The 23,181-nt window shown below is 57.9% G+C and carries 22 protein-coding genes and 3 pseudogenes; 14 read left to right on the forward strand and 11 right to left on the reverse strand.

Features of this window, described 5'->3' with window-relative positions; translation table 11 throughout:
• Window positions 1-351: 351 nt before the first annotated feature.
• Window positions 352-1,560: an IS91 family transposase gene (locus ASD03_RS12535; protein WP_057211164.1), complete on the reverse strand. Its 1,209-nt coding sequence runs from the start codon at window positions 1,558-1,560 to the stop codon at window positions 352-354.
• 10 nt (window positions 1,561-1,570) lie between these two features.
• Window positions 1,571-2,479, reverse strand: coding sequence for a tyrosine-type recombinase/integrase (locus ASD03_RS12540; RefSeq protein ID WP_057211165.1), 909 nt, complete (start codon window positions 2,477-2,479; stop codon window positions 1,571-1,573).
• 461 nt (window positions 2,480-2,940) lie between these two features.
• On the opposite strand from ASD03_RS12540, the pseudogene ASD03_RS12545 reads away from it, so the two are divergent.
• From ASD03_RS12545 to ASD03_RS12565, 4 genes and pseudogenes are all read left to right on the forward strand, one after another.
• Window positions 2,941-3,228: pseudogene (locus ASD03_RS12545) on the forward strand (IS110 family transposase); the annotation flags it as partial.
• A 475-nt stretch (window positions 3,229-3,703) separates the two neighbouring features.
• A complete protein-coding gene (locus ASD03_RS12550) occupies window positions 3,704-3,904 on the forward strand; it encodes a hypothetical protein (RefSeq protein ID WP_146160888.1) in 201 nt (66 codons plus the stop codon).
• 738 nt (window positions 3,905-4,642) lie between these two features.
• A complete protein-coding gene (locus tag ASD03_RS12560) occupies window positions 4,643-4,828 on the forward strand; it encodes a cold-shock protein (protein ID WP_057213913.1) in 186 nt (61 codons plus the stop codon).
• Between the two features lie 413 nt (window positions 4,829-5,241).
• Entirely contained in the window at window positions 5,242-5,604 is a 363-nt protein-coding gene (locus tag ASD03_RS12565; RefSeq protein WP_057213916.1) for a hypothetical protein, read from the forward strand.
• A 456-nt stretch (window positions 5,605-6,060) separates the two neighbouring features.
• Here ASD03_RS12565 and ASD03_RS12575 read toward each other — a convergent pair whose 3' ends face one another.
• Window positions 6,061-6,852, reverse strand: coding sequence for an IS1595 family transposase (locus tag ASD03_RS12575; protein ID WP_057213922.1), 792 nt, complete (start codon window positions 6,850-6,852; stop codon window positions 6,061-6,063).
• 546 nt (window positions 6,853-7,398) lie between these two features.
• Here ASD03_RS12575 and ASD03_RS12580 point away from each other — a divergent pair.
• Window positions 7,399-7,935: a hypothetical protein gene (locus ASD03_RS12580; protein WP_156407954.1), complete on the forward strand. Its 537-nt coding sequence runs from the start codon at window positions 7,399-7,401 to the stop codon at window positions 7,933-7,935.
• Window positions 7,936-8,874: 939 nt separating this feature from the next.
• Window positions 8,875-9,189, forward strand: coding sequence for a hypothetical protein (locus tag ASD03_RS12585; protein ID WP_057213927.1), 315 nt, complete (start codon window positions 8,875-8,877; stop codon window positions 9,187-9,189).
• 141 nt (window positions 9,190-9,330) lie between these two features.
• On the opposite strand, the gene ASD03_RS12590 is transcribed toward ASD03_RS12585, so the two are convergent.
• Window positions 9,331-10,206, reverse strand: a complete 876-nt coding sequence (locus tag ASD03_RS12590) for a DUF72 domain-containing protein (protein ID WP_057213930.1) — start codon at window positions 10,204-10,206, stop codon at window positions 9,331-9,333.
• 382 nt (window positions 10,207-10,588) lie between these two features.
• Here ASD03_RS12590 and ASD03_RS12595 point away from each other — a divergent pair, with 382 nt between their 5' ends.
• The 3 genes from ASD03_RS12595 to ASD03_RS37170 all read left to right on the forward strand — a co-directional run bounded on the left by ASD03_RS12595 (window position 10,589) and on the right by ASD03_RS37170 (window position 11,892).
• Entirely contained in the window at window positions 10,589-10,792 is a 204-nt protein-coding gene (locus tag ASD03_RS12595) for a CsbD family protein (protein WP_057205291.1), read from the forward strand.
• Between the two features lie 122 nt (window positions 10,793-10,914).
• Window positions 10,915-11,187, forward strand: coding sequence for a hypothetical protein (locus tag ASD03_RS12600; protein ID WP_057213933.1), 273 nt, complete (start codon window positions 10,915-10,917; stop codon window positions 11,185-11,187).
• 366 nt (window positions 11,188-11,553) lie between these two features.
• Window positions 11,554-11,892, forward strand: a complete 339-nt coding sequence (locus tag ASD03_RS37170; protein WP_199197009.1) for a helix-turn-helix transcriptional regulator — start codon at window positions 11,554-11,556, stop codon at window positions 11,890-11,892.
• A 441-nt stretch (window positions 11,893-12,333) separates the two neighbouring features.
• Here ASD03_RS37170 and ASD03_RS12610 read toward each other — a convergent pair whose 3' ends face one another.
• Window positions 12,334-13,260, reverse strand: coding sequence for an adenylate/guanylate cyclase domain-containing protein (locus ASD03_RS12610; protein WP_057213936.1), 927 nt, complete (start codon window positions 13,258-13,260; stop codon window positions 12,334-12,336).
• Between the two features lie 1,030 nt (window positions 13,261-14,290).
• Here ASD03_RS12610 and ASD03_RS12615 point away from each other — a divergent pair.
• Entirely contained in the window at window positions 14,291-14,488 is a 198-nt protein-coding gene (locus ASD03_RS12615) for a hypothetical protein (RefSeq protein ID WP_057213939.1), read from the forward strand.
• Between the two features lie 706 nt (window positions 14,489-15,194).
• On the opposite strand, the gene ASD03_RS12620 is transcribed toward ASD03_RS12615, so the two are convergent.
• Window positions 15,195-15,557, reverse strand: a complete 363-nt coding sequence (locus ASD03_RS12620; protein WP_082557309.1) for a low affinity iron permease family protein — start codon at window positions 15,555-15,557, stop codon at window positions 15,195-15,197.
• Window positions 15,558-16,121: 564 nt separating this feature from the next.
• On the opposite strand from ASD03_RS12620, the gene ASD03_RS12630 reads away from it, so the two are divergent.
• Both ASD03_RS12630 and ASD03_RS40475 read left to right on the forward strand, forming a co-directional pair.
• Window positions 16,122-16,727 (forward strand): chloramphenicol phosphotransferase, encoded by a 606-nt coding sequence (locus ASD03_RS12630; RefSeq protein WP_057214137.1) that lies wholly within the window; start codon window positions 16,122-16,124, stop codon window positions 16,725-16,727.
• 115 nt (window positions 16,728-16,842) lie between these two features.
• Window positions 16,843-17,140, forward strand: a pseudogene (locus ASD03_RS40475) (integrase); the annotation flags it as partial.
• 8 nt (window positions 17,141-17,148) lie between these two features.
• On the opposite strand, the pseudogene ASD03_RS12640 reads toward ASD03_RS40475, so the two are convergent.
• From ASD03_RS12640 to ltrA, 5 genes and pseudogenes are all read right to left on the reverse strand, one after another.
• Window positions 17,149-17,500: pseudogene (locus ASD03_RS12640) on the reverse strand (type II toxin-antitoxin system RelE/ParE family toxin).
• Window positions 17,481-17,756, reverse strand: a complete 276-nt coding sequence (locus tag ASD03_RS12645; RefSeq protein WP_057213948.1) for a type II toxin-antitoxin system ParD family antitoxin — start codon at window positions 17,754-17,756, stop codon at window positions 17,481-17,483. The pseudogene ASD03_RS12640 and the gene ASD03_RS12645 overlap by 20 nt, the downstream one beginning before the upstream one ends.
• 505 nt (window positions 17,757-18,261) lie before the next feature.
• Window positions 18,262-19,542, reverse strand: a complete 1,281-nt coding sequence (locus ASD03_RS12650; RefSeq protein ID WP_057213952.1) for a lipoprotein-releasing ABC transporter permease subunit — start codon at window positions 19,540-19,542, stop codon at window positions 18,262-18,264.
• The gene (locus ASD03_RS38895) at window positions 19,539-19,880 is read right to left on the reverse strand and encodes a hypothetical protein (RefSeq protein ID WP_162250503.1); all 342 of its coding nucleotides are present in this window, start codon (window positions 19,878-19,880) and stop codon (window positions 19,539-19,541) included. The genes ASD03_RS12650 and ASD03_RS38895 overlap by 4 nt, the downstream gene beginning before the upstream one ends.
• A 156-nt stretch (window positions 19,881-20,036) precedes the next feature.
• Window positions 20,037-21,515 (reverse strand): group II intron reverse transcriptase/maturase, encoded by a 1,479-nt coding sequence (gene ltrA / locus ASD03_RS12655; RefSeq protein ID WP_348523270.1) that lies wholly within the window; start codon window positions 21,513-21,515, stop codon window positions 20,037-20,039.
• A 403-nt stretch (window positions 21,516-21,918) separates the two neighbouring features.
• Here ltrA and ASD03_RS40480 point away from each other — a divergent pair, with 403 nt between their 5' ends.
• A complete protein-coding gene (locus ASD03_RS40480) occupies window positions 21,919-22,206 on the forward strand; it encodes a hypothetical protein (RefSeq protein WP_063997083.1) in 288 nt (95 codons plus the stop codon).
• Between the two features lie 19 nt (window positions 22,207-22,225).
• Complete coding sequence (locus ASD03_RS12660) at window positions 22,226-22,834, forward strand: transposase (RefSeq protein WP_244494634.1); 609 nt, start codon at window positions 22,226-22,228, stop codon at window positions 22,832-22,834.
• The last annotated feature ends 347 nt before the right edge of the window (window positions 22,835-23,181 follow it).

A 23,181-nucleotide genomic window follows, 5' to 3' on the forward strand; every position in this document is an offset into this window, starting at 1 on the left:
GTGTGAAGGGTTTCGGATGCCGGCTATCCACGTGTTGGCCTGGCGCCGGGCCGGCGTCCGAAAGCCTCCAGAGAAAGAACCCGCGGGATGGAGAGGGCAGTTTTCCGGTCTATGGGGATTTGTGGTTTGCGTTGGGTGCTGGTCGGCCGATCTGATGCGGCTGACAGGTGGCAACGATCCTATTGGCGTTTGTGCCATCCTCGTCGCCGCCGCGCATGCTGTGGCATGGTCGTTGCAGGGCGGTCGATTCTGGTGTGTTTGGTTGCGCCGTTTGATGCGGGCGCACGAAGTCAGGCTTCCGGGGACGATGAGGTCCCTGGGTAGGAATGGTGCGTGGCGGGCGAGTCGCGGTCATGGCGTTTGCGCCCCGCTTGTTGAGGCGGCGGATGGCGGTGCTCGGGCGTCGTTGCCGCGCTCGATGGTCTCGATGATGATCATGCGCCCGCCGCAGCAGGGACAAGATGGCCGCCAGTCGGCCTGGGCAGCGGCGTCGGCATCATCGGATCGGCGGACTTCAGGCTGGAGCGCGGCGAGAAGCATGCGGGCGCGCGCGATATTTTCCGCGCAGCCGGCGCTGGCAAGTAGTCCATAGTGGCGGATGCGGTGGAAGCCTTTGGGCAATACGTGGAGCAGAAAGCGGCGGATGAACTCATCTGGATCGAGCGTCATGGTCCGGTAGCGCTCATGCCCGTCGCGGCGGTAGTCCTTGACGCGGAACGTCACGCCGGTCTCGTCAAGCGCGATCAGCCGGCTATTGGAGATGGCGACGCGATGGGTGTAGCGCGACAGATACGCCAGAACGGCCTCGGGTCCGGCGAAGGGTGACTTGGCGTAGACGAACCAATTCTTCCTTCTGAGCGGCACCAGGAATTTAACAAAGGTGCTGCGCTCGCTGAAGCGAGCATGATCGCCGAAGAACGTCAGCCGGCCGGCGGCATGGGCCTCAGTCAGCTTCGCCAGGAAGAGCCGCCGGAACAGCCTTGAGAGCACGCGCACGGGCAGGAGGAAGCCGGGCCGGCAGGACACCCATCGCTCACCATCGAGCGCGATGCCGCCGCCGGGCACGATCATGTGGACATGCGGATGATGGGTCATCGCCGAGCCCCACGTATGCAGCACGGCGGTGATGCCGATGTGGGCGCCCAGGTGCTTGGGATCGGCCGCGATGGTGAGCATGGCCTGCGCGGCGGCATGGAACAGGAGACCATAAATGACCGCCTTGTTGTGAAAGGCGATGTCGGCGATCTCGACCGGCAGTGTGAAGACGACATGGAAGTAGCCGACGGGCAGCAGATCGGCCTGGCGCGCGGCGAGCCATTCCCTTGCCGCCGCATCCTGGCACTTGGGGCAGTGCCGATTGCGGCAACTGTTGTAGGCGATGCGGCTATGGCCGCAGTCCTCGCATGCCTCGACGTGACCGCCGAGGGCTGCGGTGCGGCAGTTCTCGATCGCCGCCATCACCTTCAACTGGCCGAGGCTCAAGTGACCGGCATGGGCCGTGCGCCAGGCGGCGCCATGACGATGGAAGATATCGGCGACCTCTAGGAGCGGACGGCTCATCGCCGCCGCGTCACGCGCCCGGTCTGGTCTCGTCCTTTGCCAGAAGGCTGATCCGGTCGAGCGGGCTCATCACGGCGCGGATGGTCTTGGTGGCGACGCGGGCATAGAGCGCGGTCGTATCAAGTTTGGCATGGCCGAGCAGGACCTGGATGACGCGGATGTCGACGTCCTGCTCCAGCAGATGTGTGGCGAAGCTGTGGCGCAGCGTGTGCGGCGTCACCCGCTTCTTGATCTTGGCGGTTTCCGCGGCCGTATGGACGGCGCGGTTCATCTGCCGCGTGGAGAGTGGCGTGATCGGGCTGCGGCCCGGAAACAGCCAGCCCTGTGGCAGCATGACGCCGCGGCGCTTGCCCTCGCGCCACCAAGCGCGCAGCAACTCGAGCAGTTGCGGCGACAGCATGGCGTGGCGATCCTTGCGCCCCTTGCCTTGCTCGACGCGGATCAACATGCGCGTCGAGTCGATATCGCTCACCTTGAGCGCCACGATCTCCGACACCCGCAATCCGGCGCCATAGGCCGTGCTGAGAGCAGCCTTGTACTTCGGCCCCGGTGCGGCTTCGAGCAGCCGCGCCACTTCCTCGATGCTCAGCACCAGCGGCAGCTTGCGCGGCTGATGGATCAGGGTCAGGCGGCGAGACAGATCGGGCCGGTCGATCGTCACGGTGAAGAAGAAGCGCAGCGCCGAGACCGAACTGTTGATGCTCGGCGGATGCATGCCCATCTGGGTTTGGTGCAACTGGAACCGGCGCAGATCTTCAGCCGTCGCCGTGTCCGGGGAACGGCCGATGAAGGTGGCAAGTGCCTTCACGCAACGGATATAGTCACGGCGCGTGTCCTCGGTGAAGCCGCGCATGGACATGTCTTCGATCATGCGCTCACGAAGCGCGCTGCCGGACGGATGTGAATGGGGGACGGTCATCGGATGCTCCTCTCAAGCTGAAGGTTGACCCCTTCATGCTCGGAGGTCTTCGTCCGCCCGTCACCTCTGATCGATCAAAGCCTCACCGATGCCGTCAACGAGGCACACGTCTCAAGGCCCGCGCCTTCCCTCCCGCGCGAGCGGGTTCGTTCNTGACGGAAATCGCTCAGCACGGTAGGTTGACCCCTTCATGCTCGGAGGTCTTCGTCCGCCCGTCACCTCTGATCGATCAAAGCCTCACCGATGCCGTCAACGAGGCACACGTCTCAAGGCCCGCGCCTTCCCTCCCGCGCGAGCGGGTTCGTTCTGTGGCGCATTGCGGACGATGACCACTAGCTGCGCTTGGGCCCAAAGCTGTCAGCGCCGCAGCGCTTTCGGTTGGTGGCATTTGCTTATATGAGGAGGGTCAACACAGAACTTTCTTCAGGGTGACATCTGGCACTCCGTGATTCATTGCGGCAGCCGCGGCGCTACTGCGGCTTGCCGCGGTTGCGGTCGGGCGCACTGAGACCGGGCTGGGCGCATTCTATCGGCGTTTGTCCGCACGTGTTGGCAAGGCCAAGGCGGTCACCGCAACCGCCCGCAAAATCGCCGTCTTGTTCTACAATACGCTGCGGCACGGCATTGAATACAGCGATCCGGGAGCCTCCTATTACGAGGAGAGTTACCGCCGACGCGCCCTCAACAATCTCGATCGAAGGGCAAAGTCGCTTGGCTACACACTACAGCCCGCGTCAACGCCCGCCTGAGTGTTTCTTAGCCGCAAAAACCTCACCCGGTCGTGGAAGGACCCGTCGCAGGGTTTGGTGAGCATGCAAAGGCCATCGAAGGTATTGAGCCACTGGTTGCTGTGCCCACCGTGTCGGCCGTTGGCCAACCCGATCCGGGCTTGCGTCGGCCAGGTTCAAGTGGTCCGATGAGGCAGTCAGCATCCTGAAGACCCGCACGTCGGCAACGTGGGAAGTCCCAAAAGGAGGTCGGATCAATCCACCAGGGCCTGGAGCGCCCCATTGTCTGGGCACAGGACAGCAGCGCACTGGGCGTTTATATTAGCGATACCGGAACTATGTACGATTATCTGTGTTAACGAAGGTAATCAAATCGCGCACTCTGGTCTCAGCCTTTGCTGGGACGTTTTCTCACCGTGATTGAAGGCTAACCGCGCTTAGGATGAAGAGCGGATTGTCTGCCGATTCCGAGTGCGCCCGAATTGGGAGACCCATGATGCGAGGTGATAATACCAGCCATCAAAATAGCAAGCTCGTCGGTCCCTGGTCCGATCGCTACGATCTGGAAGAGTTCATCGCTGCCTATCACCTGACACCGCTCGCCGCCCGTGAGATCTTCGTCAAATTCGGTCCCCAAAAAGCTGAACTCGACCGGAAAATGAAGGAACTTGGAGTCCCCACCAACTCGGGCCACTAGCCAACGCGCTTAGAACATACGAACAATCGCCATGTGAGTGTTGGAGTTATGTTGAGGCAGGTCCCACAGGAAGCCCAGGCGGTGGTGCGTACGCACCAGAAGATGACCTGCCCTACGCTCAGATTTTAGCCTGTACTCCGGTGATTTCGCTCACGTGTGGGCGGGAACGGAATGATTCTGGCCCCGAACTTGAGCGGCGAACAGCGATTTGACGCGATAAGGCGGTCGAGGCGGTCCTCGATAAGGTAGTGGACCACACAACGTATATCGGCTTGCTTCAGCGCAGGGAAACAGGGGGTCGCTTCAATGACCAGCATGTCGAAGATCGTTTTACCGCCGTAATTCGAGTGGAGCAGTGTTGTCAGCCTTTGAGCGAGCCACCCCATGGCTTCGTCTACGCAGACAGCCACATCATGGGTCGGTTGCATAGTTGGTTCTTTCCCAAGATAGTGTCAGTGACCTTTCCTAGCCCTCCGATCCTCCAATCCGGTGAAAACGGGAACGGCAATTTTATGAAAATGCGCCTCTCTTCGGACGGCGACAGCTTGGCAAACGCTATTCGACTCCGAGCAACCCTTCTCCAGAGAGATCGGATCGCACTGCTATGGGAATCAAATGCAGTTGCACTCCCGCCCGTGATTGCTGCGCCAGGATAGTAGGATGAGGGAGGATTGCCGCCTTGCTCCTTCAGCGGTAAGATCGTGATCGAGAAGTTTAGCCATTCAAAAGGACCATTTCATGCCGACCGGTACTGTTAAATTTTTCAATCAAGACAAAGGATTTGGTTTCATCTCGCCTGACAATGGCGGCACGGATGTTTTCGTGCATGTTTCGGCGCTTTCAACGGGGGACCTGCTGCGCGAGGGCCAGAAGGTCAGCTATGAATTGGGTCAGGACAGAAAGACCGGAAAGTCGAGAACGTAAGCCCGCTTTGAACCATATTGTAGCTAGCGACGCTTTCTTAAGCGTGTGACCCCAGTAAGAGCTCGGCGAGATCGCGATTCCGTTCTGCGCTAAGCCTCGCGAGCTCGATTACCGCTGTCCTGCCGTAACGCAGCGCTTCCTGAACATGGTGGCCAGGGCGAGGCCTGCCAGTAGCAACGGCTTACATCATCTGGACCGACCTGGGAGCGGTCGGCGTCGCGATTCTCGGGATGATTGTTCGCCAGCGAGTGAATCGCCTTCTGCTTCCATCAGTTTGATCGCGTTGGCGTCGTCGGGGCGAGGTTATTCGTCTCGGCGTGAACTGGCCGCCTTCAATGATATCCGTGCTCGGCCCGTTTGAGTAGGGAACCAGAGGTCACGATTGGCGTTTGGAATTGAGCAAGGAGGATGACATGGCGAAGATGAAAATCCCCAAGAAGGTCGCGGGCTACAAAGTGCCAAGGACTATTCGCAAGAACGCTCTTTTGAAAACCCTGTTGGCGAGCAAGGCGGGGCGAGATGTACTTGCAAAGGCGTTGATAGCGGGCGCGGGTGCAGCTGCAGCCATCATGGTTGAGGAAAAGGATGAGATTTCGGACGCGGCCAAATCCGGAAAACGGAAGGGTCGAAGGGCTCTCGGGCTGCTTGGTCGGGCATTCCAGCAGGGATCAGATGCCGCGCTAGATGTTGTGCGGGAAACCGCAATGGCAGCGATCCCAAAAAAATACCGAAAGGCGAAGCGCGAAAACCCTCGCAAGGGCGTCGTCGTCCACTAGCGACAGCGCCGCCCCATTCCAGCCGGTTGGAACGGTTCGCTAGAAGCCGCACGGGCAAGGGGTTGGTCAAGCAGGCCAAAGCTGCCGCGGCGGTTAAAATTGTCAAAAAGCTGGTTCGTGAACATCCGTTGATAGCCGCTGATCTCGTGGTTGCTGGCCTCTCTCGCGCAGCGCGGGTCGGAATTGAAGAAGCCTGGGAAAGCGTAAAACCCGGAGGACCGGATGGCCGCAAATAGCATGATGACGAGGTTGGCGTCGGGCCGTCCAGTCCACAACATAGAAGCGTCGGCAACGAAATATGCCTCATTGTGTATTTGCCATCCCGAGCGAGCCAGCCAATCTTTCCGACATCGGCAATCGGGTCAGTTCGACGGCCGAAAGGTGTTGTGGGAGGCGCACACCGCCTGTCGGCGGTCCTGACCCAACTGACGACTGCAGGACGCGTGCGGTCGCCGCTTAGCCTTCCCAGATCAGGTCCGGCGGCTTGTTGCCCTGCCAGTATCCGCACAGATAGCGAGACGTCGGGCGAGACAGTGCCTTGCCCAGCACCTGGAAAGTATGGCCGCGGTTACTCACTTGCCGACAATCCTCACGCCATGCGAGCTCTGCTACGTACCAGTCGAAGTACTTTAACGAAAACCGATGATGGATGCCGACGTAGGCCCGTTGGACCCGCGAGAAGAAGCTCTCGACCTGGTTGGTGTTTGTGCCATCGTCGGTCTGATAGGCCTTTGAGTGGTTGACGCGCTGCAGCTCGTTCAGGCCAGCCAGGTCGTTATAGCTGCCGTGCTCGTCCGCAAAGACCGTTGCCTCCCGCGACACGTGATCTCGGACGGCCGCCCAGGCCGCATTGCTGTCTTCGTCTCGGATGATCCGGGTGAACGTCTGCCCTCCCAGTCCGCGCTGGCGGATCGCAAGAGCGCACAGACGCTTCATCTTCTGGAATTTCTTGAGGCGATGATCGATGCGATCCTCGGCCTTGTTTTCAGGACGGATGTGGCCGCCAGCGTACTTGCCGTCAATCTCGACCTCGCCATCGAGCACCATCTCCTCCCTGCGCCAGGCGATGGCCTCGCGCAGCTTCATCAGGAGGACCCAGGCGGTCTTGTATTGGACGCCGATCTCGCGCGAGAGCTGGAGCGCGGCCTTGCCTTTCACCGAGTTCGCCGAGAACCAGATGGCGATGAGCATCTTCTTGAAGCTCAGCTTGCGTGCATGGAACACCGTGCCTGAGGTGACGCTGAACACGGCCTTGCAGGTTTTCTCACTTGAAGCGGTTGCGGCTCATCGTGTGGCACCGCAGCGTTCCGCACTTGGGGCAATACGGCTCGCCCTCCGTCTCGTGCCAGCGCAGGCGCTTAAACCAGTTGTAGGCGGTCGTATCCCGCATCTTGGCGAGATCGAGAACCGTCAGCGTTCGGCACTCGGGCGAGAGCAGAAAGTGTTGGCCTTTGGGCGTGTCTTCGGGGTTCGCGATGGCTCAACCCCTCCGCCAGCCGGAGAGACGCCAGACGTATTTCTAAGCCCCCGCCCAAGGGTGCTGACAGCCAACACCGAAGCGTGTGCATGGAGGGCAATGGCGGCAATAGCGATGGCGTTGAAGGTCATGTTCAGGCTCCAGAAGTCAACGGCAGGCACAGCGGATCGGCGGCCGAGAAGGCCCCGAGTTAGTCAGAGCTGTGTGCGTATCATCCTGAACATGACCCAGGTTCTTACCTGGACTTCATACAGGAGCCGATCGGAGGAAGTCTTAATGGTTAATTGCCGCGTCAAACGCATGCCTGGGCTATGCCGATGGCCACATTCGGCCCGGAAAGGACCTTGGATGCACTCTCTGCTCCTGTTAAGACGGGACTATTGGAGCTTGAGATTCACAGTCGTGAGGGTTGGAGTTTGCACACGTTTCGACTGCTTACACTGATTGTGGCGTATGTTCTCTACGCTGGGCAATCCTATGCCTGCCAGAGGCAACAGAATTTCGGAGCGGCGGATTTTATCTTTGCGGACGTCGTGATTGAAGCACGAGTGGTGGGGTATCGGACTGATCCGCAGAACAACATTGCGTTTCTGGACTTGGAGACGATCAAGACGCTAATAGGCTTCGAAAAGGAACGGTGGACGGCCGATCTTCGCCCGTTCACCTCGAGTGTTCCTAAAGCCAACATCTGGGATTCTCCGGTTTTGATCCCTTTGCGAGGTCGCATTACGGAAACTGGAGAATTTACAGCCACCGTTATTGATAAGCATTGTGCACTTCTGGCAATTTTTCCGACTGATCGCGAACCTGGCATCTCTCTCAAGGCCAATTTAGAACCAATGTTCCGCAAGTGATGACCAGGCGTTGTCGCTAGCGTGATGACCAGAAAGCTTGGCTGAAAGTTCCTTTATAATTCAAGTGCATAAGTCGTTCTCGGTGGTCTTTGCTTATATGAGGAGGGTCAATACGGAACTGTCGTCAGGGTGACATTTTTGCACTCCGTCGGTTATTGCGGCATCCACGGTCTGAGCCCGATTGCGCGACGCGGCTCGTTGCCAAGCCAAATCCAACTTATATACGGTCGCTGTTCGAAACAGCGGCACCAACATCCCGCTTGCGGGCGGACAAGGCTCAGGAGGACGATACCCTTCTACACGAGCGGCCCATTTACGCGGTGCAGATGATGTGCTCGCTTTGAGAAGCCTAGTGCAAAGAGCCTAGCTCGGAACCAGCGAGCGCTGTTGTTTTGTTTGATTTAAGCATTGGGCCGCCTCCTCTGGTTGCTCTTTGGGGAAAGCACACTTAAATCGGTTCTTGCGCGGACAGCAAGCTTATTAAACACCGCCGCCGATAACCCAAGCGCGATCCGCAGGCAAGAACGGGATCGACGCGGCGGCTGAAAATAAGCGATCCCACCGGGTATATTTCTACGAGCCGAACCAGTGGAACTTCCATCCGTTTTCGGTGTTCTTCGGGGATGAGAACGGTAGCTCAGACAGATACATCAGCTTTGCCGCAGGCTCGCGACATCTATACCCTCCACGAGTTCGCTGCCGTCTATGATCTTGGCGATGGGCGTGCGCACGAACTTTACGAGCGGTTCGGGCCAATGCGATCAAGACTCGACACATTGATGCTCGTAATAAGCCAGTCCAAAAACTGGAAATCGTAGCTAACTGCGCTTCCCCAACCCGGCCAATAGGCAACATGACCCTTCCGAGGACGGCGAGAGGGAACCTTAACTGCCGTTCGCAGTTCGAGGAAAAGAACGAAACCGGAGAAGGAGAAATCTGATGCCTCGCGGCGACAAATCCGCTTATACCGACAAGCAAAAGCGCAAGGCTGAGCATATCGAAGAAGGCTATGAGGACCGCGGTGTTTCGAAGGACGAAGCGGAACGGCGGGCCTGGGCTACTGTCAACAAGGAAAGTGGCGGCGGCAACAAGTCCGGTTCTGGTCGCGGTCACGAGGAAAGTCATGCCTCGTCAGAAAAGGGCGGTAGAAAAGGCGGCCAAGCCTCGGCTGCAAGATCAAAGGAAGCGCGTTCAGCGTCCGCTAAAAAAGCGGCTGCGACCCGCAAGCGCAACGAGCAGCATACCCATCACTGAGCAACTCGAGCGATGAAGAAACTGCTGGCGCTCGATGAGAATTAGCGTGGCACGCCTAGCCTGCGTGCCCCGCCGATTTCCATTGAGATATCTCTATTCCAATGCACAGCGGGCGCCACCCGCCAAACCGGGTATCGTCTATCACTGCAGCAGTTCCAATAGCCGCTTTGCATTCTTGATAGCGTGGCCATCGCGATCGTTGTTGAAATAGGCCCAAACAGTTTTCGCGTTGCTTTGTCGGATGCGTTCAGCCCATACCGCCAATTCAGCGTCACTATAGTCATGCCGGTACCACTGCTTGACTCCATGAAAGCGTATATAAATATCATTGGTGGTTTGCACGAGTTCCTCGGGCAATCGAGGGCCGCTGCAGGAGCAAAAGATAATCCCCGCGTTTCGGAAAGCGCTGAAAACCTCGGCGTTCCACCAGCTCTTGTGGCGGAATTCCAGAACGTTTCTCTGCCGAGGATCGAGCTGATCAATAATGGTGCGTAACATCTCGGGGGAGTAGCGAATGCTGGGAGGCAGTTGAAAAAGAAAGCAGCCCATCTTTGGGCCGAGCAGATCGGCAATGTAAGCGAAGTCCGCAATTAAGATGCGGGTATCATCAAACCGCTTTACGTGGGTGATGAGCTCGCAGACCTTTACCGTGTAAACGAACTTGGGATTCGCTTGGCGCAGCCAGGTCCTGACTGTCGCAAGTGTGGGCCAGGAATAGAACGGCGCGTTGAGCTCGACCGTGTCGAATTCCTGAGCGTAAATGGAGAACCATTCTTTCGAAGGTGCATCCGCCGGATAAAGCTTCCCTTTCCAGTGCCAGTAATACCAGCCGGAGCAACCGATATGGACGCCGTTCAATGGGGGCTGAACGGAATCAGAGCCGGCATTACCCTCCCTGGCAAGACGGGCCGAATGCATTTTCTTCGCGCGCTCGATATTGGCAATCCGCTGCTTTTGCCTACGCTCCGCACGCCGTGTTCGCCGTTTCTCAATTTCTTCAGGAGAGCGTTCCGCCACCGAATAACTCCACGTTTTCAGATGGCAATTCTCCAGTGCGGTGTTTGTTCCTCTGGCCAGTTCGCAGAGTTGCTTCTTGGCAGAGCGACGCAGCTGCGCGCATCGGCGTCGTTGCGGTTGACACACGATGAGCGCAGCCGAGCGCCCCTGCCGTGTCACGCCGCTTCCGACATTCAATGGCATCGAGCAACGACTTCGAGAACCAACTCAAATTTTGGCCGGGCGTCGAACAAGGCTGCCGCGATTGCTGGGCAAGATCGGGCGCCGTCGTTCCATGAACGAATGCATCCGTCGCACAGTCCTGATGTTTATTTGCCGACCCGTTCGAACAAAAACCGAAAGCAAGCGTTTTCCAATCGTGCAGCAACTGGAGGAACCACAAATGGACTGGGATCGCGTCGAGGGGAATTGGAAACAATTTAAGGGAAAGGTAAAAGAACAGTGGGGCAAGTTGACCGATGACGACCTTGATCAAATCGCCGGCAAGCGCGACCAGCTTGAGGGCAAGATTCAAGAACGCTACGGTCTCGAAAAAGACCGGGTCCGCCAAGACATAGACAATTGGTATGGACGTCAGGATTGGTGATCCTTGACCTGCCCCGCCTTGGCGAGGCATTCCTATGTCTAGTTCGGCCACACGATGTCGAACGCACCAGGCCCTGGCCAAGCAACGCGACGGTCTCTTGCGTTTCCATTAGGGAGTAGATGATGGATTTCCAGAACGTTGGGCGAGCCCGCCTGATGATCCGGTGGCCGCAACATAGCAAGCAGATTTCCGACGCCAACTTTCCAGCTTTTAATGATCTGATGGAAGCCTACGGTATCGCGGTATTGAGCCGCGATGAGGTGCGCGGGCAGCGCAAGCCAGATCTAAAGATGTTAGAGGATTACGAAACGCTGTGCCAACAGCTGGAAGTCGATAGTCTTAAGGTTCTGGCTGATGTGGCCAGGCATGATCCGTTAGCGGACCGTCGTGCATAATTTGAAGCGCATAGAGCGAGTACGAAACGCGAAGGCATGGGATCCCTGAATCCGGGTCAACCGCCGCCGATTTCCTTGCCGGCAGCGACAGCGCTCGGATTCTCTCGTTTTTTGAGCACGGTGCTCTCCGGTCGACTTCCACGAGTGGTTGATCGGGTTGGCCAAGGCGGATACCCTCAACTACCTTTGAACGACAGAGCTGATTACAGCAAACCTCGACCGGAAATGGCAGGCGTAGTTCAACTCAAAGATATGGCCGCCCCGTTGCCGATCATTGCCAGCCTCGATGGCATTCCTGCAGAACTATGAGTTGCGGGCCAAGATGTATGCTATCATATGGGCCGGGTCTCAAGGGAGGGCGCGCACGTGGGTAAGATATCGACCGAAACGTCAATGGGGTTGTCCCAGCAGATCGGTGAGCGGCTCAGAGCAGTTCGTCAAACACGGGGGCTTTCCCAGCAGAGGGTCGCTTCTGCTGTTGGCCTGACGTTCCAGCAGCTTCAGAAGTATGAGCGCGGCACGAACCGCATCTCGGTGCCAACTCTCATTCAAGTCTGCACAGTATTGGATGCTCACCCAATGGAAATCATCGGGGACTTTCCTCAAGACGATGGCGTGGCACGACCGAACGTTTTGCTTCAGCGACTTGAGATTGCGGAAAGCAAATTAGCCCGAATGCAGAAGATCCTGGCTGAACGGAACTGAAACAAAGGCCTACCCCGCTCAGCCATTTCTTCCGCATGCCGCCTCGCTGCACAAGGTTTCAACAACCTTCGTCGCAAAGCCTTAATACCAGCGCCCGCGTCCGTAAAAGCCACCGGTTAGGACGAGAACAATGAGAACAATGATGAGCAAGGTGGTGATATCCATTTGAAACCTCCTGGGAGTGGCCTGTCGCCATCGATCACAATAATCGAGGATGCAAACTCCCCTGGATTTAACGCGTCGGACGTGTCTTCGTTCCCGTTCCCGTTCCCGTTCCCGTTCCCGTTCCCGTTCCCGTTCCCGTTCCCGTTCCTGAGCCGGCCAGCGGCCGCCACCGTCGTTATTCGAACTGGACGCGACGTGGTCGATGCCCGCCTTGCAGCATTCGGCAACCTCGAGGACAAGACGCATTTGCCGCCTCGCGGTTGAAGTTCTGGGGCGCTATGAATTTCGCTGCGTTTCAGCCAGCATAATCTTGGCGAGATCGATGAATTGGCCACGCGGATATTTGGTCAAATAAGCTTTGATCATTTCCGCATTGCCACTGTCGCGCACGGTTTCCCAGAAGGAGACTTCGATACCGGGGTCGGGTTCCCCAGATCCACCCTGTTCGACGCGAGCGCTTGCCAGTTCAGCGAACTGGCCGTTCGGGAACCGCTGCAGATAAAGAAGATACTCGGCTGGATCATCACTCTCCTGCACCGATGCCCAAAAGGCGATCTCTACGCTGCGCGCCTCATCATTGCTATCATTGTCCTGGGAGAATGCTTGTTCAACGGAAGAGAAGCCCTCCGGCGTCTCTGGGGGAAGCGGCTCCCAATTAAAACTTGGCTCTCCTTGCCGGTCGAATATAACGCGAAAGATGCGGAGAGGGCGGGCAATGTTTTTGATCCGGTGTTCTCCCATATCCTCGAAGGTAGCATCGACGCGATCGCGCAGGTGATCGCGTACACCCCTTGTAACGCAGATACCGCCCACGTCCGCGAGGCTCTCCAGGCGGGCGGCGATATTGACGCCGTCGCCGAAGATGTCGCCGTCTTTCACCAGAACGTCGCCTATGTTTATTCCGATGCGAAAATTCATCTTTCGATCCTCTGCGAGATCTTGGTTGGCGCGCCACATCGCTTGCTGAATGGCTACAGCACAATTGAAGGCATGGAGGATCGAGGGAAACTCAGCCAATACACTGTCGCCAGCCGTTCCGAATATTTGACCGTGAGCTTTTTCAATGAGCCCATCAACGACAGCGCGATGCGACGTCAGCGTCGCCAGCGTCTGTTCTTCATCGGCGTTCATCAGCCGGGAATATCCCTCAACATCGGCCGCCAGAATGGCTGCGAGCTTTCTCTCAAGTGGCGGTGCTTCCATGCGAGCGGTCCGATCCAACGCCTTTTTTTCCTATGCGTCTATTGTCCTTCAACTGATGAGAATGTGCGTTTGTTCCCTCTTTGAGCGGGGCGTAAACCAAGGCTGTGTAACCATATCCAGACATCGCATCTTTCGATTACCGCTTATTCAAACGACACTCTAATTGGCTGCGCATGCCTGGCACCCACGAATGTACATCTCTCCAAGGCCCTGCCCCGGGGGCCTATTTTTTCGGGACGACGATCCTGTGTGAGGCGAAATGAGAAATTGCACCCTATTGCGTCACCGGCTGATGTTACCGAGCGCTGCAGGGCCGACAGTGTCTAAATCAGCCTGCCGCCATGGCAGCGGATGATAGGGGGCAGGCTCCGTATCCACGCCTCGAGAATGTCTAGCCCAGCCAGTTCCACGGCCGCGCAGCGCCCCTGTAGCATCCCGAAGTTCGAGCGGCCGGTCCCATTCGAGTACAACGGCCTCGCCGTCGAGGATCATGGTCGTGGGGCCGAGTACCTTCGCCGCCGTCTCTCGTCAGTCATGGCCGCACGCGTAGGGATGCGCGGTTCGCTTCGATATGTGTCGCCCAGGTGGTATCCATTCCACTTGATTTCGAATGCCTAATCGCCAGCGTACGGAACCCTTTTGGCAGACACAGCGAGGCATGGCTCGACACGCTCGGGGATGGGCTCAAATGGCATACGAGGCTGATCGGGGTGCACAGCTTGTGCGGCTGGCCTCGCAACACACCGTGGGCGGATACTTTAACCACAACCCATAAGGGGACGCTTCGCCCACGATAGTCACCATACATTAGCAAACGGAACAATGCCCTCTGACCCGCGTTTAAATTGCATAAGCGTTGGCGAAATGTGGAGGCAACCCAACGCGGAGTCCGGACGGTCTGGCTACCCTCTACCCCAAAGACCGTCTGGATCTCCCCGCAATTTCACAATTGAATCCCGCCTGCGCCGGCGCATACTCGAAGCGGGCTAACGTCGGCCTATTCAGCCCTGGGCCGGCTGGGATTAGGGCTATGAGCGAATCGGTTGGATCTCGCACAGAGATGATAACGCCTGACGATGTCGAGAAAATAGACGGCGTCTTCCGGGAAATGGTTCAGGAAAGGCACCTCGCTTTTGATAGCGAAGAAGCAATCGCGCTCGCAGCGCGGCTGATCAGCCATTTTCAAAGCGGCATTCACGATCAGGCTGCGCTGAAGCTGGCGAGCTAACTGAGAGCGTAGCCGCCTTCACGCCGGGACACCAGGAAAAGAGCGGCCTTCTTTGGAAGTTCTGTGGCGTAAGAAGGCCGCAGCAATATCAGCAATGCCTAAATATACAGCTAAATCTGACGATTGGCGAGAACAATCGCGTGCAAAGCGTGAGTTGGTAAAGAGCCAGCTCGTTTCGGGCGGAGACGAACAAGCTCTCTTATTTACGCGTGTTCGCCTCGTTGAACAGGCGCGCGTCGAGCGTGGGCACGCTTGTCCACTCGAGGTAACCCGCTCCAATCCTCGAAGGCGCGTAAGTCCAAGTCCACCCCAGACCACGAATGGCACGTCCATTTGGTCATGCCTCGTCAACGGTAAGAGATGTCTTACCGTTGAGTTCATCATGCGCGGAACCGGTCCCTGCAGTGAACGCCCGTCTCTTCCGGCATTTCTATAAAATCAGCGATGAGGGATTCCGCGACCAGCACCCCTGGTCGATCTTCAGTAGGGGGCATCTGCTAAGATGGTGCCGAAACTGCGCGTGGGCGAAGTCGCCGAATCGCCGCGCAAATCGGCAGACGAGGGTGGGGGAGCGGACGTTTAACTTGCGCCGCTGGTTCTAGTCAGATGGTCGACGCATCGGCCGCCGCGTTATCAGAGACCAGCCTGCAAATGACGATTGCCTGAACCATTGGCCGGCTACCCCGGCCCTTCCCTTCCGCCATCTTTAGGAGGCGGATCGGCAAGCTGCACTTTCGACCTCGGCAATTACGTCGCTGATTTCCCGCTCTGCTTTTTTCTCGATGCCTATGAACCGGTTCTCAGCATTTTGGCTCGTGAGAATGAGTTCATCTAGCTTCGCTTGAATTGCTTCATTGTCGCGATTTTGCGTGTTCTGCAACACGAAGACCATCAGAAACGTGATGATGGTAGTGCCCGTATTGATAACAAGCTGCCAGTTTTCGGAGAACCCGAAAAAGGGCCCGCTTACAGCCCACGCAGCAATTAAAAGCACGGCCGCGACGAAGATAACAGGCTTCCCAGCCCAATGGGCAATCGTGTTGGCGAAGCGCGTGAACAAGTTTTCCATTGCTGCCTATCCGTTGTTGTAGCTTCCGTCATTTCAACGGCTTAGATAGATCTTTGTTCCGACCGAGATGCTGCCTCGCAGGGCGCTGAGAAAGTTACTCTGTTGGCGAAATGTTGGTGCTTCATGCGTCGCAATTGCTCTTCGATCTTTCCAAGACGCTAGTTGGAACTTTGCGATCCGCGCACACTCTCAATCAGCGCCAAATATTCCCTGACCGGCTGGATTGGCGACGCTGCGCGCGACGATCAAAGCTCTTCGAATTCAACGAGCATGTGGTCAAGTCATACTGGATTGCAGCAACCGAGCTAGGGGCGATCGCGCCAGATAGCGATTGGTCGAGGTAGCCAGAACGTTAATAAGGGTGATCCGGTGCGACCAGGAATTCAGGCCGCTCTGGGTCTGTTGTTTGGTGAAGCGCCGCCGCACCGCTACGATCCTGCTGCTTCCAATCTAGCTGCGGCCTAAAAATTGTAACTGGGCATGTTTGATGGCGCGGACGAGATTGCGGTGCTCTTGAAATTACCTATTGTTGTCGTGGAACACCGTTACGAGGCTAATGCTGATATGCGCGTTTTCGTTCTGCTAATGGGCTTCCCTGGCGTCGGGAAGCTGACAATTGCTAATGAACTAAGCACCCTCGTTTCTGCAAAAGTCATCGATAACCATTGGTTCAACAATCCGATATTCCGCCTCCTGGACGATGACGGGATTACGCCCCTCCCGAACGGGATATCGGAATACACTGGAAGAATCCGACAGGTAGTTCTGGACGCGATTGTGGCCTACAGCCCCACTTCGGCAAGCTTCATCTTCACGCAGGCCCTTGTCGAAGGCAATCAAGGCAGTATTCGCACGTTTGAACAGATAGCCGGCGCGGCGCAGCAAAGTGCAGCGTCGCTCATTCCCATAAGATTGCTTTGCGATGAGGACGAGTTGGCGCGCCGTGTTTCTACTCCCACACGTCGTGAGCGACTAAAGTCGATTGACACAAGAGCCTCCAGACAGAGAAGCAGAAAAGCTCGGGTCTTCGATCCCCAACACCCGTTTGCCTCGGATTTGGACGTCACTTCGAAATCAGCGAGGGCCAGTGCAGCTGCTATCCAGCAACATGTTATCCGAGTGATTGCCGGTGATTTTGGCCCACCTCGAACGACAGGTTTCGTTACCTAGAATTAGGATTGGTTCTCCCGGTATTGTCCACGACCAGTCCCGACATGTGTGCATAAGTCTCTGCTTTGGACCACCTGAAGCCACGGAGGCTTCGATAGCCGCGGCGATGGCTAAGTTATTCCGCCGCGTCACCAAGCGGCAAAGACGTTGGGCTGGAGCGCCTCGATGACAAGGCGGTCGCCCGCCTTGTCAAGTCCGCGGCCCTGGCCGCCGGCCTGCATGGCGACCTCAGTGGGAACGAGCCTGCGGCCAAATTCTCCGGTCATTCGCTGCGCGCGGCCTGGCCCCCCTCGGGCGAGGTCGATGAGCGTCATGTGCAAAAGAAGATCGGCCATGCGAGCGCGGATATGATCCGCAAATCCCAGCGCCGACGCGACGGATTTAGGTTCAATCTGACGAAGGCCGCGGGGCTGTGGGGACCTTATCCCGCCAGCATATGTGCGAGCATATTTCTGATGTGGTCCTGCGCACCGTAGAAGATGGCCGCGATAATAATTGTGCGGCTATGTTCAACCGGTAGAAACCAAACAGCCGTGTTGTCCCGCGGAAGAAACCGCATCTCGGGATGAATATCGGGCCGCAGAGTCCCGATATAGGGCGTCTCGACGAGGCGATCGATTTCGACACGCAATTTGCGGATCCGTTCAGCTGGTACGCTTCACAGCCTCGCCAGGCGGGTCCCCGAGTTCGACATAGGCGTCGAACAGATGATCGAAGATCAACTCGAAATCGCGTTCGGCATCTTTAGAATATTCAAGAGCCCACACGAACAACCCGTCGCTTCCGCTCGATCATTGCCGCGACGCGGCTTTCCATTTCCGTGGCAGAAATCATCGGTCCGTTCAATCGCCGCTGGACCAATTCCCGAAGCGCTGCCGTTTCAACGGCCTCAGTTTCCGTCTTTTGCCAAAGCAGTTCGAGGCCCTGCTGAAGAACGGAACTCATGCTGGAATACCGGCCGCTCTCAACCAGCGAACGGGCAAACGCATCCTGCTGGTCGGTCAGCGAGATCGACGATTTGACACTCATAGGTTCAACTCCTTTGAGCTTAAAACTAGCACATTCGTCAATCTGACGAGATGATCCGATAGGACGACAAAGTCAGGGATGTCAGGTCGGATCGCCTCAATGGCAAGGAGGTGACGCGCACCTAGTCGAAGGAACCGCGATTGCCGACGTCGCGGGTGGCGACGCCGCCGAGGCTGAGCGAGGACTTGAATTCTTTGGCCATTGGCTGCCCGCGGGTCTAGCGTTTCGACGGGTTGACGAGCGATATGTGCAAAGCATCGGCGGCACGCTGAAAAAGGACGCAGCAAATATCGCGCCGACGCGACCGCTGCCACACCAATCTCACGAAGGCGTCGGGGCTTTGAGAGCCCTCCCCTGCTCCCGGCGTGAGACGTTAGGTCAAAATTCAGGTGTGGGTTTTCAGCATGTAACCGGGGCAGATTTGTGGGCCGTAGGGTGAGCAAGTGCGGGACATCGGCGGTGAGGAGAGGAGAGGGGCTTGAGTTGCAGAACCTCTTCGCCATCGTCATTCGTACCTGAGCGCATCGACGGGATCGAGCCTGGCTGCCCGCCAGGCCGGGAAGAGCGTGGCGAGGAAAGAGAGGACCAGCGCCATCAGGACGACCGATAGGGTTTCCGCGATGTCCATGCGTGCGGGCAACTGGCTAAGGAGATAAATCTCGGGATTGAACAGCGTCGTCCCCGACAGCCACGAAAAGAACTGGCGGATCAGTTCGATATTCATGCACACGATGACGCCGAGCACGACGCCCCCGATCGTGCCGACGACGCCGATTGCCGCCCCTGTCATGAAGAAGATGCGCATGACCGCGCCGCTCGTCGCGCCCATCGTGCGCAGAATCGCGATGTCGGGACCCTTGTCCTTGACCAGCATGGACAATCCCGAAATGATGTTGAGCGCGGCGACCAGCACAATCAGCGTCAGGATCATGAACATGACGTTGCGCTGGACCTGAAGGGCCGAGAAAAAGGTGTGGTTGCGCTGGCGCCAGTCCGTCAGAAACACGGGCCGCAATGCCGCGCCCCCGACGGCCGGGCGTAACTGGTCCACCTCATCCGGGTCGTCGACGAAGACCTCGATAGATTGCACGACGCCTTCAGAATTGAAGAAGAGCTGGGCTTCGCTGAGCGGCAGATAGATGATCGAACTGTCATATTCCGAGATGCCGACCTCGAAGATCGCAGCCACTGTATAGATCTTCTGGCGCGGGGTGACGCCGAGCGGGGTTACGTCGCCTTCGGGCGCGACAAGCTGGATGCCGTCGCCGACCGATAGACCTAGGCTTTCGGCCATCCGCTTGCCGATGGCCACACCTTCCGATGCGTCGAAGCCGTCGAGCGTGCCCTGGCGAATATTGTTCGAGACCAGGTCCAGCTTGCCGATGTCCTCCTCGCGCACGCCGCGCACCAGCGCGCCGGTTCCCGAACCGATCCGGCCGCTTGCGAGCACCTGCCCCTGGGCCAGCGGCATTGCATAGCGCACGCCGGTAATGCCGTTGAAGCGCGCGACGATCTCCTCATAGTCGTCGAGACCGCTTTCGAGCGGCTGCACGATCAGATGACCGTTGATGCCGAGGAGGCGGGCGAGGAGTTCGGCGCGAAAGCCGTTCATAACCGCCATGACGGTGATCAGCGTTGCCACACCCAGCATGATGCCGATGAACGAGATGATCGAGATGGCAGAAACCACCGTTTCCTTGCGCTTGGAGCGCAGATAGCGCCACGCGACCATGCGCTCGAAGGCCGAAAACGGCCCCGCGCCCATTTTTGAGACGACTTCCCTCATGCGGTGGCTCCCGGAGCTCCGACCACCACAATCCGTGTGGCCTTGCGAGTTGCATGATGGTGATCGGGAAGGCGATAAGATGTATCGTTGGAAAAGGCTATCAACCAAGCATTGCGTGAACATTGCGGCGGACTCGGGTGCAGCACATTTGAAGGCCCGGTCCCCGGCCGGGACGGTACCGGCAACAGAAGGGTAGTGACTTGCGCTGAAAGCTTGCTGACCTGATCGACCAGAACCGTCACAAGGTTGCGCAACGCCTTCAGCGAAAGCGTGTCAGCATGTTCGGGCGAGGCAAGTCGTTTTTTGGCCATGGCCGAAGGCATCATGATTTGCCCCAAGCGCGGAATCCCCCTGGCGCCACCAAAAACGGCTCGCTCTCACTTATGCACACTTCCCTCAGTGGGTCGGCCAAAAGCCTGTTCGCGGTAGGGACGCTCATTGCTGAGCGCCGCCCCCGCACAGATCCGGACGTGCGGAATTCCCGCATCCGGCTCCTACCTTGAGTGTTTGACGGCAAAACGCGCATTCGGCCAAGGATGAAGGATACGTGGTAGCGGAAGCCATTCATCGGCCATCTTCGACATCCGGTTCCATGTCAGGACATGTTTCTGGCTGCGTCGCCGCAGCGCTCGCAGCCATAGCCGTTTGACATGTTCCCGGAACGCCCAGAGCGACCAATGATTGGTCGGTACGGCATGATAGGCGAAGTATCCGGTGATCACCTGCCTCAACCACTTTCCCTGTTCCGGGATCGGGTGATGCAAGCGTCGTTGCAGTTCGCTCTTGATCTCCTTCAGCTTTGCTCGTCTGCGGTCTCGCCGACTCTTACGTCGGATTTGAAACCGGCCATGCCGATCCCTTGCGCAGATATGTGTAAAGCCTAGGAAGTCGAACGTCTCCGGTTTGCCAAGACCTTTCTTCTTGCGGGTGGTAGCCGCAAAGCGGCCAAACGCTATCAGTCGGGTCTTGTCCGGATGAAGCTGCAACGCAAACTCCTGCAACCGTTCTCGCATCATGTCCCAGAAACGCCGGGCATCGGCTTCGTATTGGAAGCCAACCACGATATCGTCCGCGTAGCGCACGATGATCACATCGCCGGTGGCCTCACGTCGTCGCCAACGATCCGCCCAAAGATCGAAGACGTAGTGCAGGTAGATATTGGCAAGCAGTGGCGAAATCACCGATCCCTGCCCGGTTCCCCTTTCACTAGCCGCAACGATCCCGTTTTCCAGAATACCCGCCCTGAGCCATTTGCGGATCAGGCGGATGATGCGCCTATCGCCGATGCGGTGCTCTACGAAGCGGACCAGCCAGTCCTGGCTGACGCCGTCGAAAAAGCCCGCAATGTCGGCGTCGAGAATGTAGCTCACCTTTCGCGTTTCGATCCCGACAAACAAGGCGTCCAGCGCATCATGCTGGCCGCGCCCCGGTCGGAACCCATAGCTGAACCCGAGGAAGTCCTCCTCGTAGATTTGGTTCAGCACAGCCGCCGTCGCCCTCTGGACAATCTTGTCTTCAAGGGCAGAAATCGCAAGCGGCCTCTGCCGTCCGTCTGGCTTCGGTATATACGTCCGCCTTGACGGTAGGGCGCGATACGCTTCCCGTTGAACCCGGCAATGCAGGTCCGCGATCCTTTGATCGAGGTCTGCTTCGTAGGTTCGCCACGTTTGTCCGTCCACGCCGGGGGCCGCGTTACGCTTGAGTGCGTAGAACGCCGTCCTCAGCATCTCTGGATTGATGTGGTGGAAGAGCGCGGTGAACTTCTCCTTCTTCCTTTGCTTTGCGGCTTGCCGTATGCGGTCCAGCGCATGGGACACACTTTCCCGGTCCTGTGCCCGGCGCGTGCTGTGCTGATCCGGATTCCCCTCGGTTCCCGCCCTTCGCTCCTCCTGCTCCGCCGCCGGCAGACCGACTTTGTTCGCAGGGTTCTTCGCTACTATGGCGGAATCAGACTCCTCATGATCGTGCATCATCGGCTACGGTTCCTCACCTTCCCGATGCGGACCAACATGGGGCTACGCCACGCTGGCCAATCACGAGGCCCCCCGGTTCCCGTGCAAGGAGCGTCCATGCATGCCAGGGTCTGCGACCACGCCGGGTCGAACAGACACTTGCGATAATGTGCTTGTTCGTATTGCCTTCCGCGTAGGTGGAATGCGTCGGCACCCGAAATGTCCAGTCTTTCGCGGCTCAATGGCTGACCTGCATGCTCCCCTGTCAACACTTCACGTACAGCCTCACGACTGCCCGCGCATGACTCGGGGCCGATGTGGATCGCCACTCTTTCATCGTAATGGACTTGCACCATCTACCACCGCTTCAAAGTCCCGGCTGAACTTCCTGTCGCTGCTCAGAGGCAGCTATCACGACTGTGTCTTGAACGATGCCGCCTTCAACTATCTGGACAACCGTCGCGCCGATCCGGCACTCGCGGCGAAACTCCACAGCCATGAACCGCGGCGCTTTTGCAACCAGGTGCCGTTCCTCGAATACCTGGCCGGCAAGGGTATCGACATCTTCGACAGGCTGACGGTCCGCGTGCTCGCGGAAGCCGGCATCTGGGGATCCATTCGCCATCACGGTCTTCTCGCCGAGACGGTGATCGTCTCCGACGATGCCGGCCAGTTGCGGGTCGGCAAATGCTCTGTGTTGGGCCCACGCTGAACGGCTGCTGCAAAAACTGATGCCGGCAACACCGCGGCAGGCCCGCAAGGTCGAGACGGTGCGGGATCTCGTCTGGCGGTTCTACCGGACACTCAAGAGCGTCAGGCGAAAGGCCCCGCCCGGCCTTGCCGCCGCATTCCACAAACGCTTCGCGCGGATCTTCTCGCTGCGCACCGGCTATCAAGAGCTCGATAAGCTTCTGGCTCGTCTTTGTCGCCGAAAGGATGAACTGCTCAAGGTGTTGGACCGGCCGGGGATCCCGCTGCACACCAATGCCTCGGAGAACGATCTGCACAGCTTCGTCACCAAACGAAAAATCTCCGGCGGCACGATGAGCCGGGATGGTCGTGTCGCGCGCGACACCATGCTTGGGCTGATGAAGACCTGCCGAAAGCTGCCTGTCGTTCTGGCACTATCTCGGCGATCGGATCGGTCTGGAAGGCCAAGCCATTCCGCCGCTGGCCACACTTGTCGCGACCAGAGCCTAGCCGCTCCACCCCTCCCCTACGATCGGGCGTCCCGCACTTCCTCAGCCCACGGTATGATCCACATCGCGACGCGCTTCGCCCATCAATGCGGCACGGCCAACCAATCTGCCCCGGTTACCTCAGCATGGCGCTTCAATTGAAATCGGAAGAGGCACAAACCCACTGAAGTAACACCGCAAATTCCCCAAACGGAAGTTAATTGCCAGTAAGGTTCCCTCATTCATGCGCAACTCTTTACTTGCCTCACCATTGCCGTCTCACTTTTGATCGGAAACGAACTGAAATGGACTATTTCCGTTGGACAGCACGCATCGGCCGCGTCGTTGTTCTAAGCGCCTGCGCTCTCGTCCCGATTGTTTTTATCGAAACCAGACACTACCAACCCGCCTCTCAGCTCTTCTGAAGATCCAACGGTGCCGTCGTCACACATACGCGCATGCGTTTACTCCGGCCATCGGCGATAGTGGCTCGATCGCTTAGCACAAGC

Origin of the sequence: Ensifer sp. Root127, assembly GCF_001425225.1 — a bacterium.
GTDB classification, from domain to species: Bacteria; Pseudomonadota; Alphaproteobacteria; order Rhizobiales; family Rhizobiaceae; genus Ensifer; species Ensifer canadensis.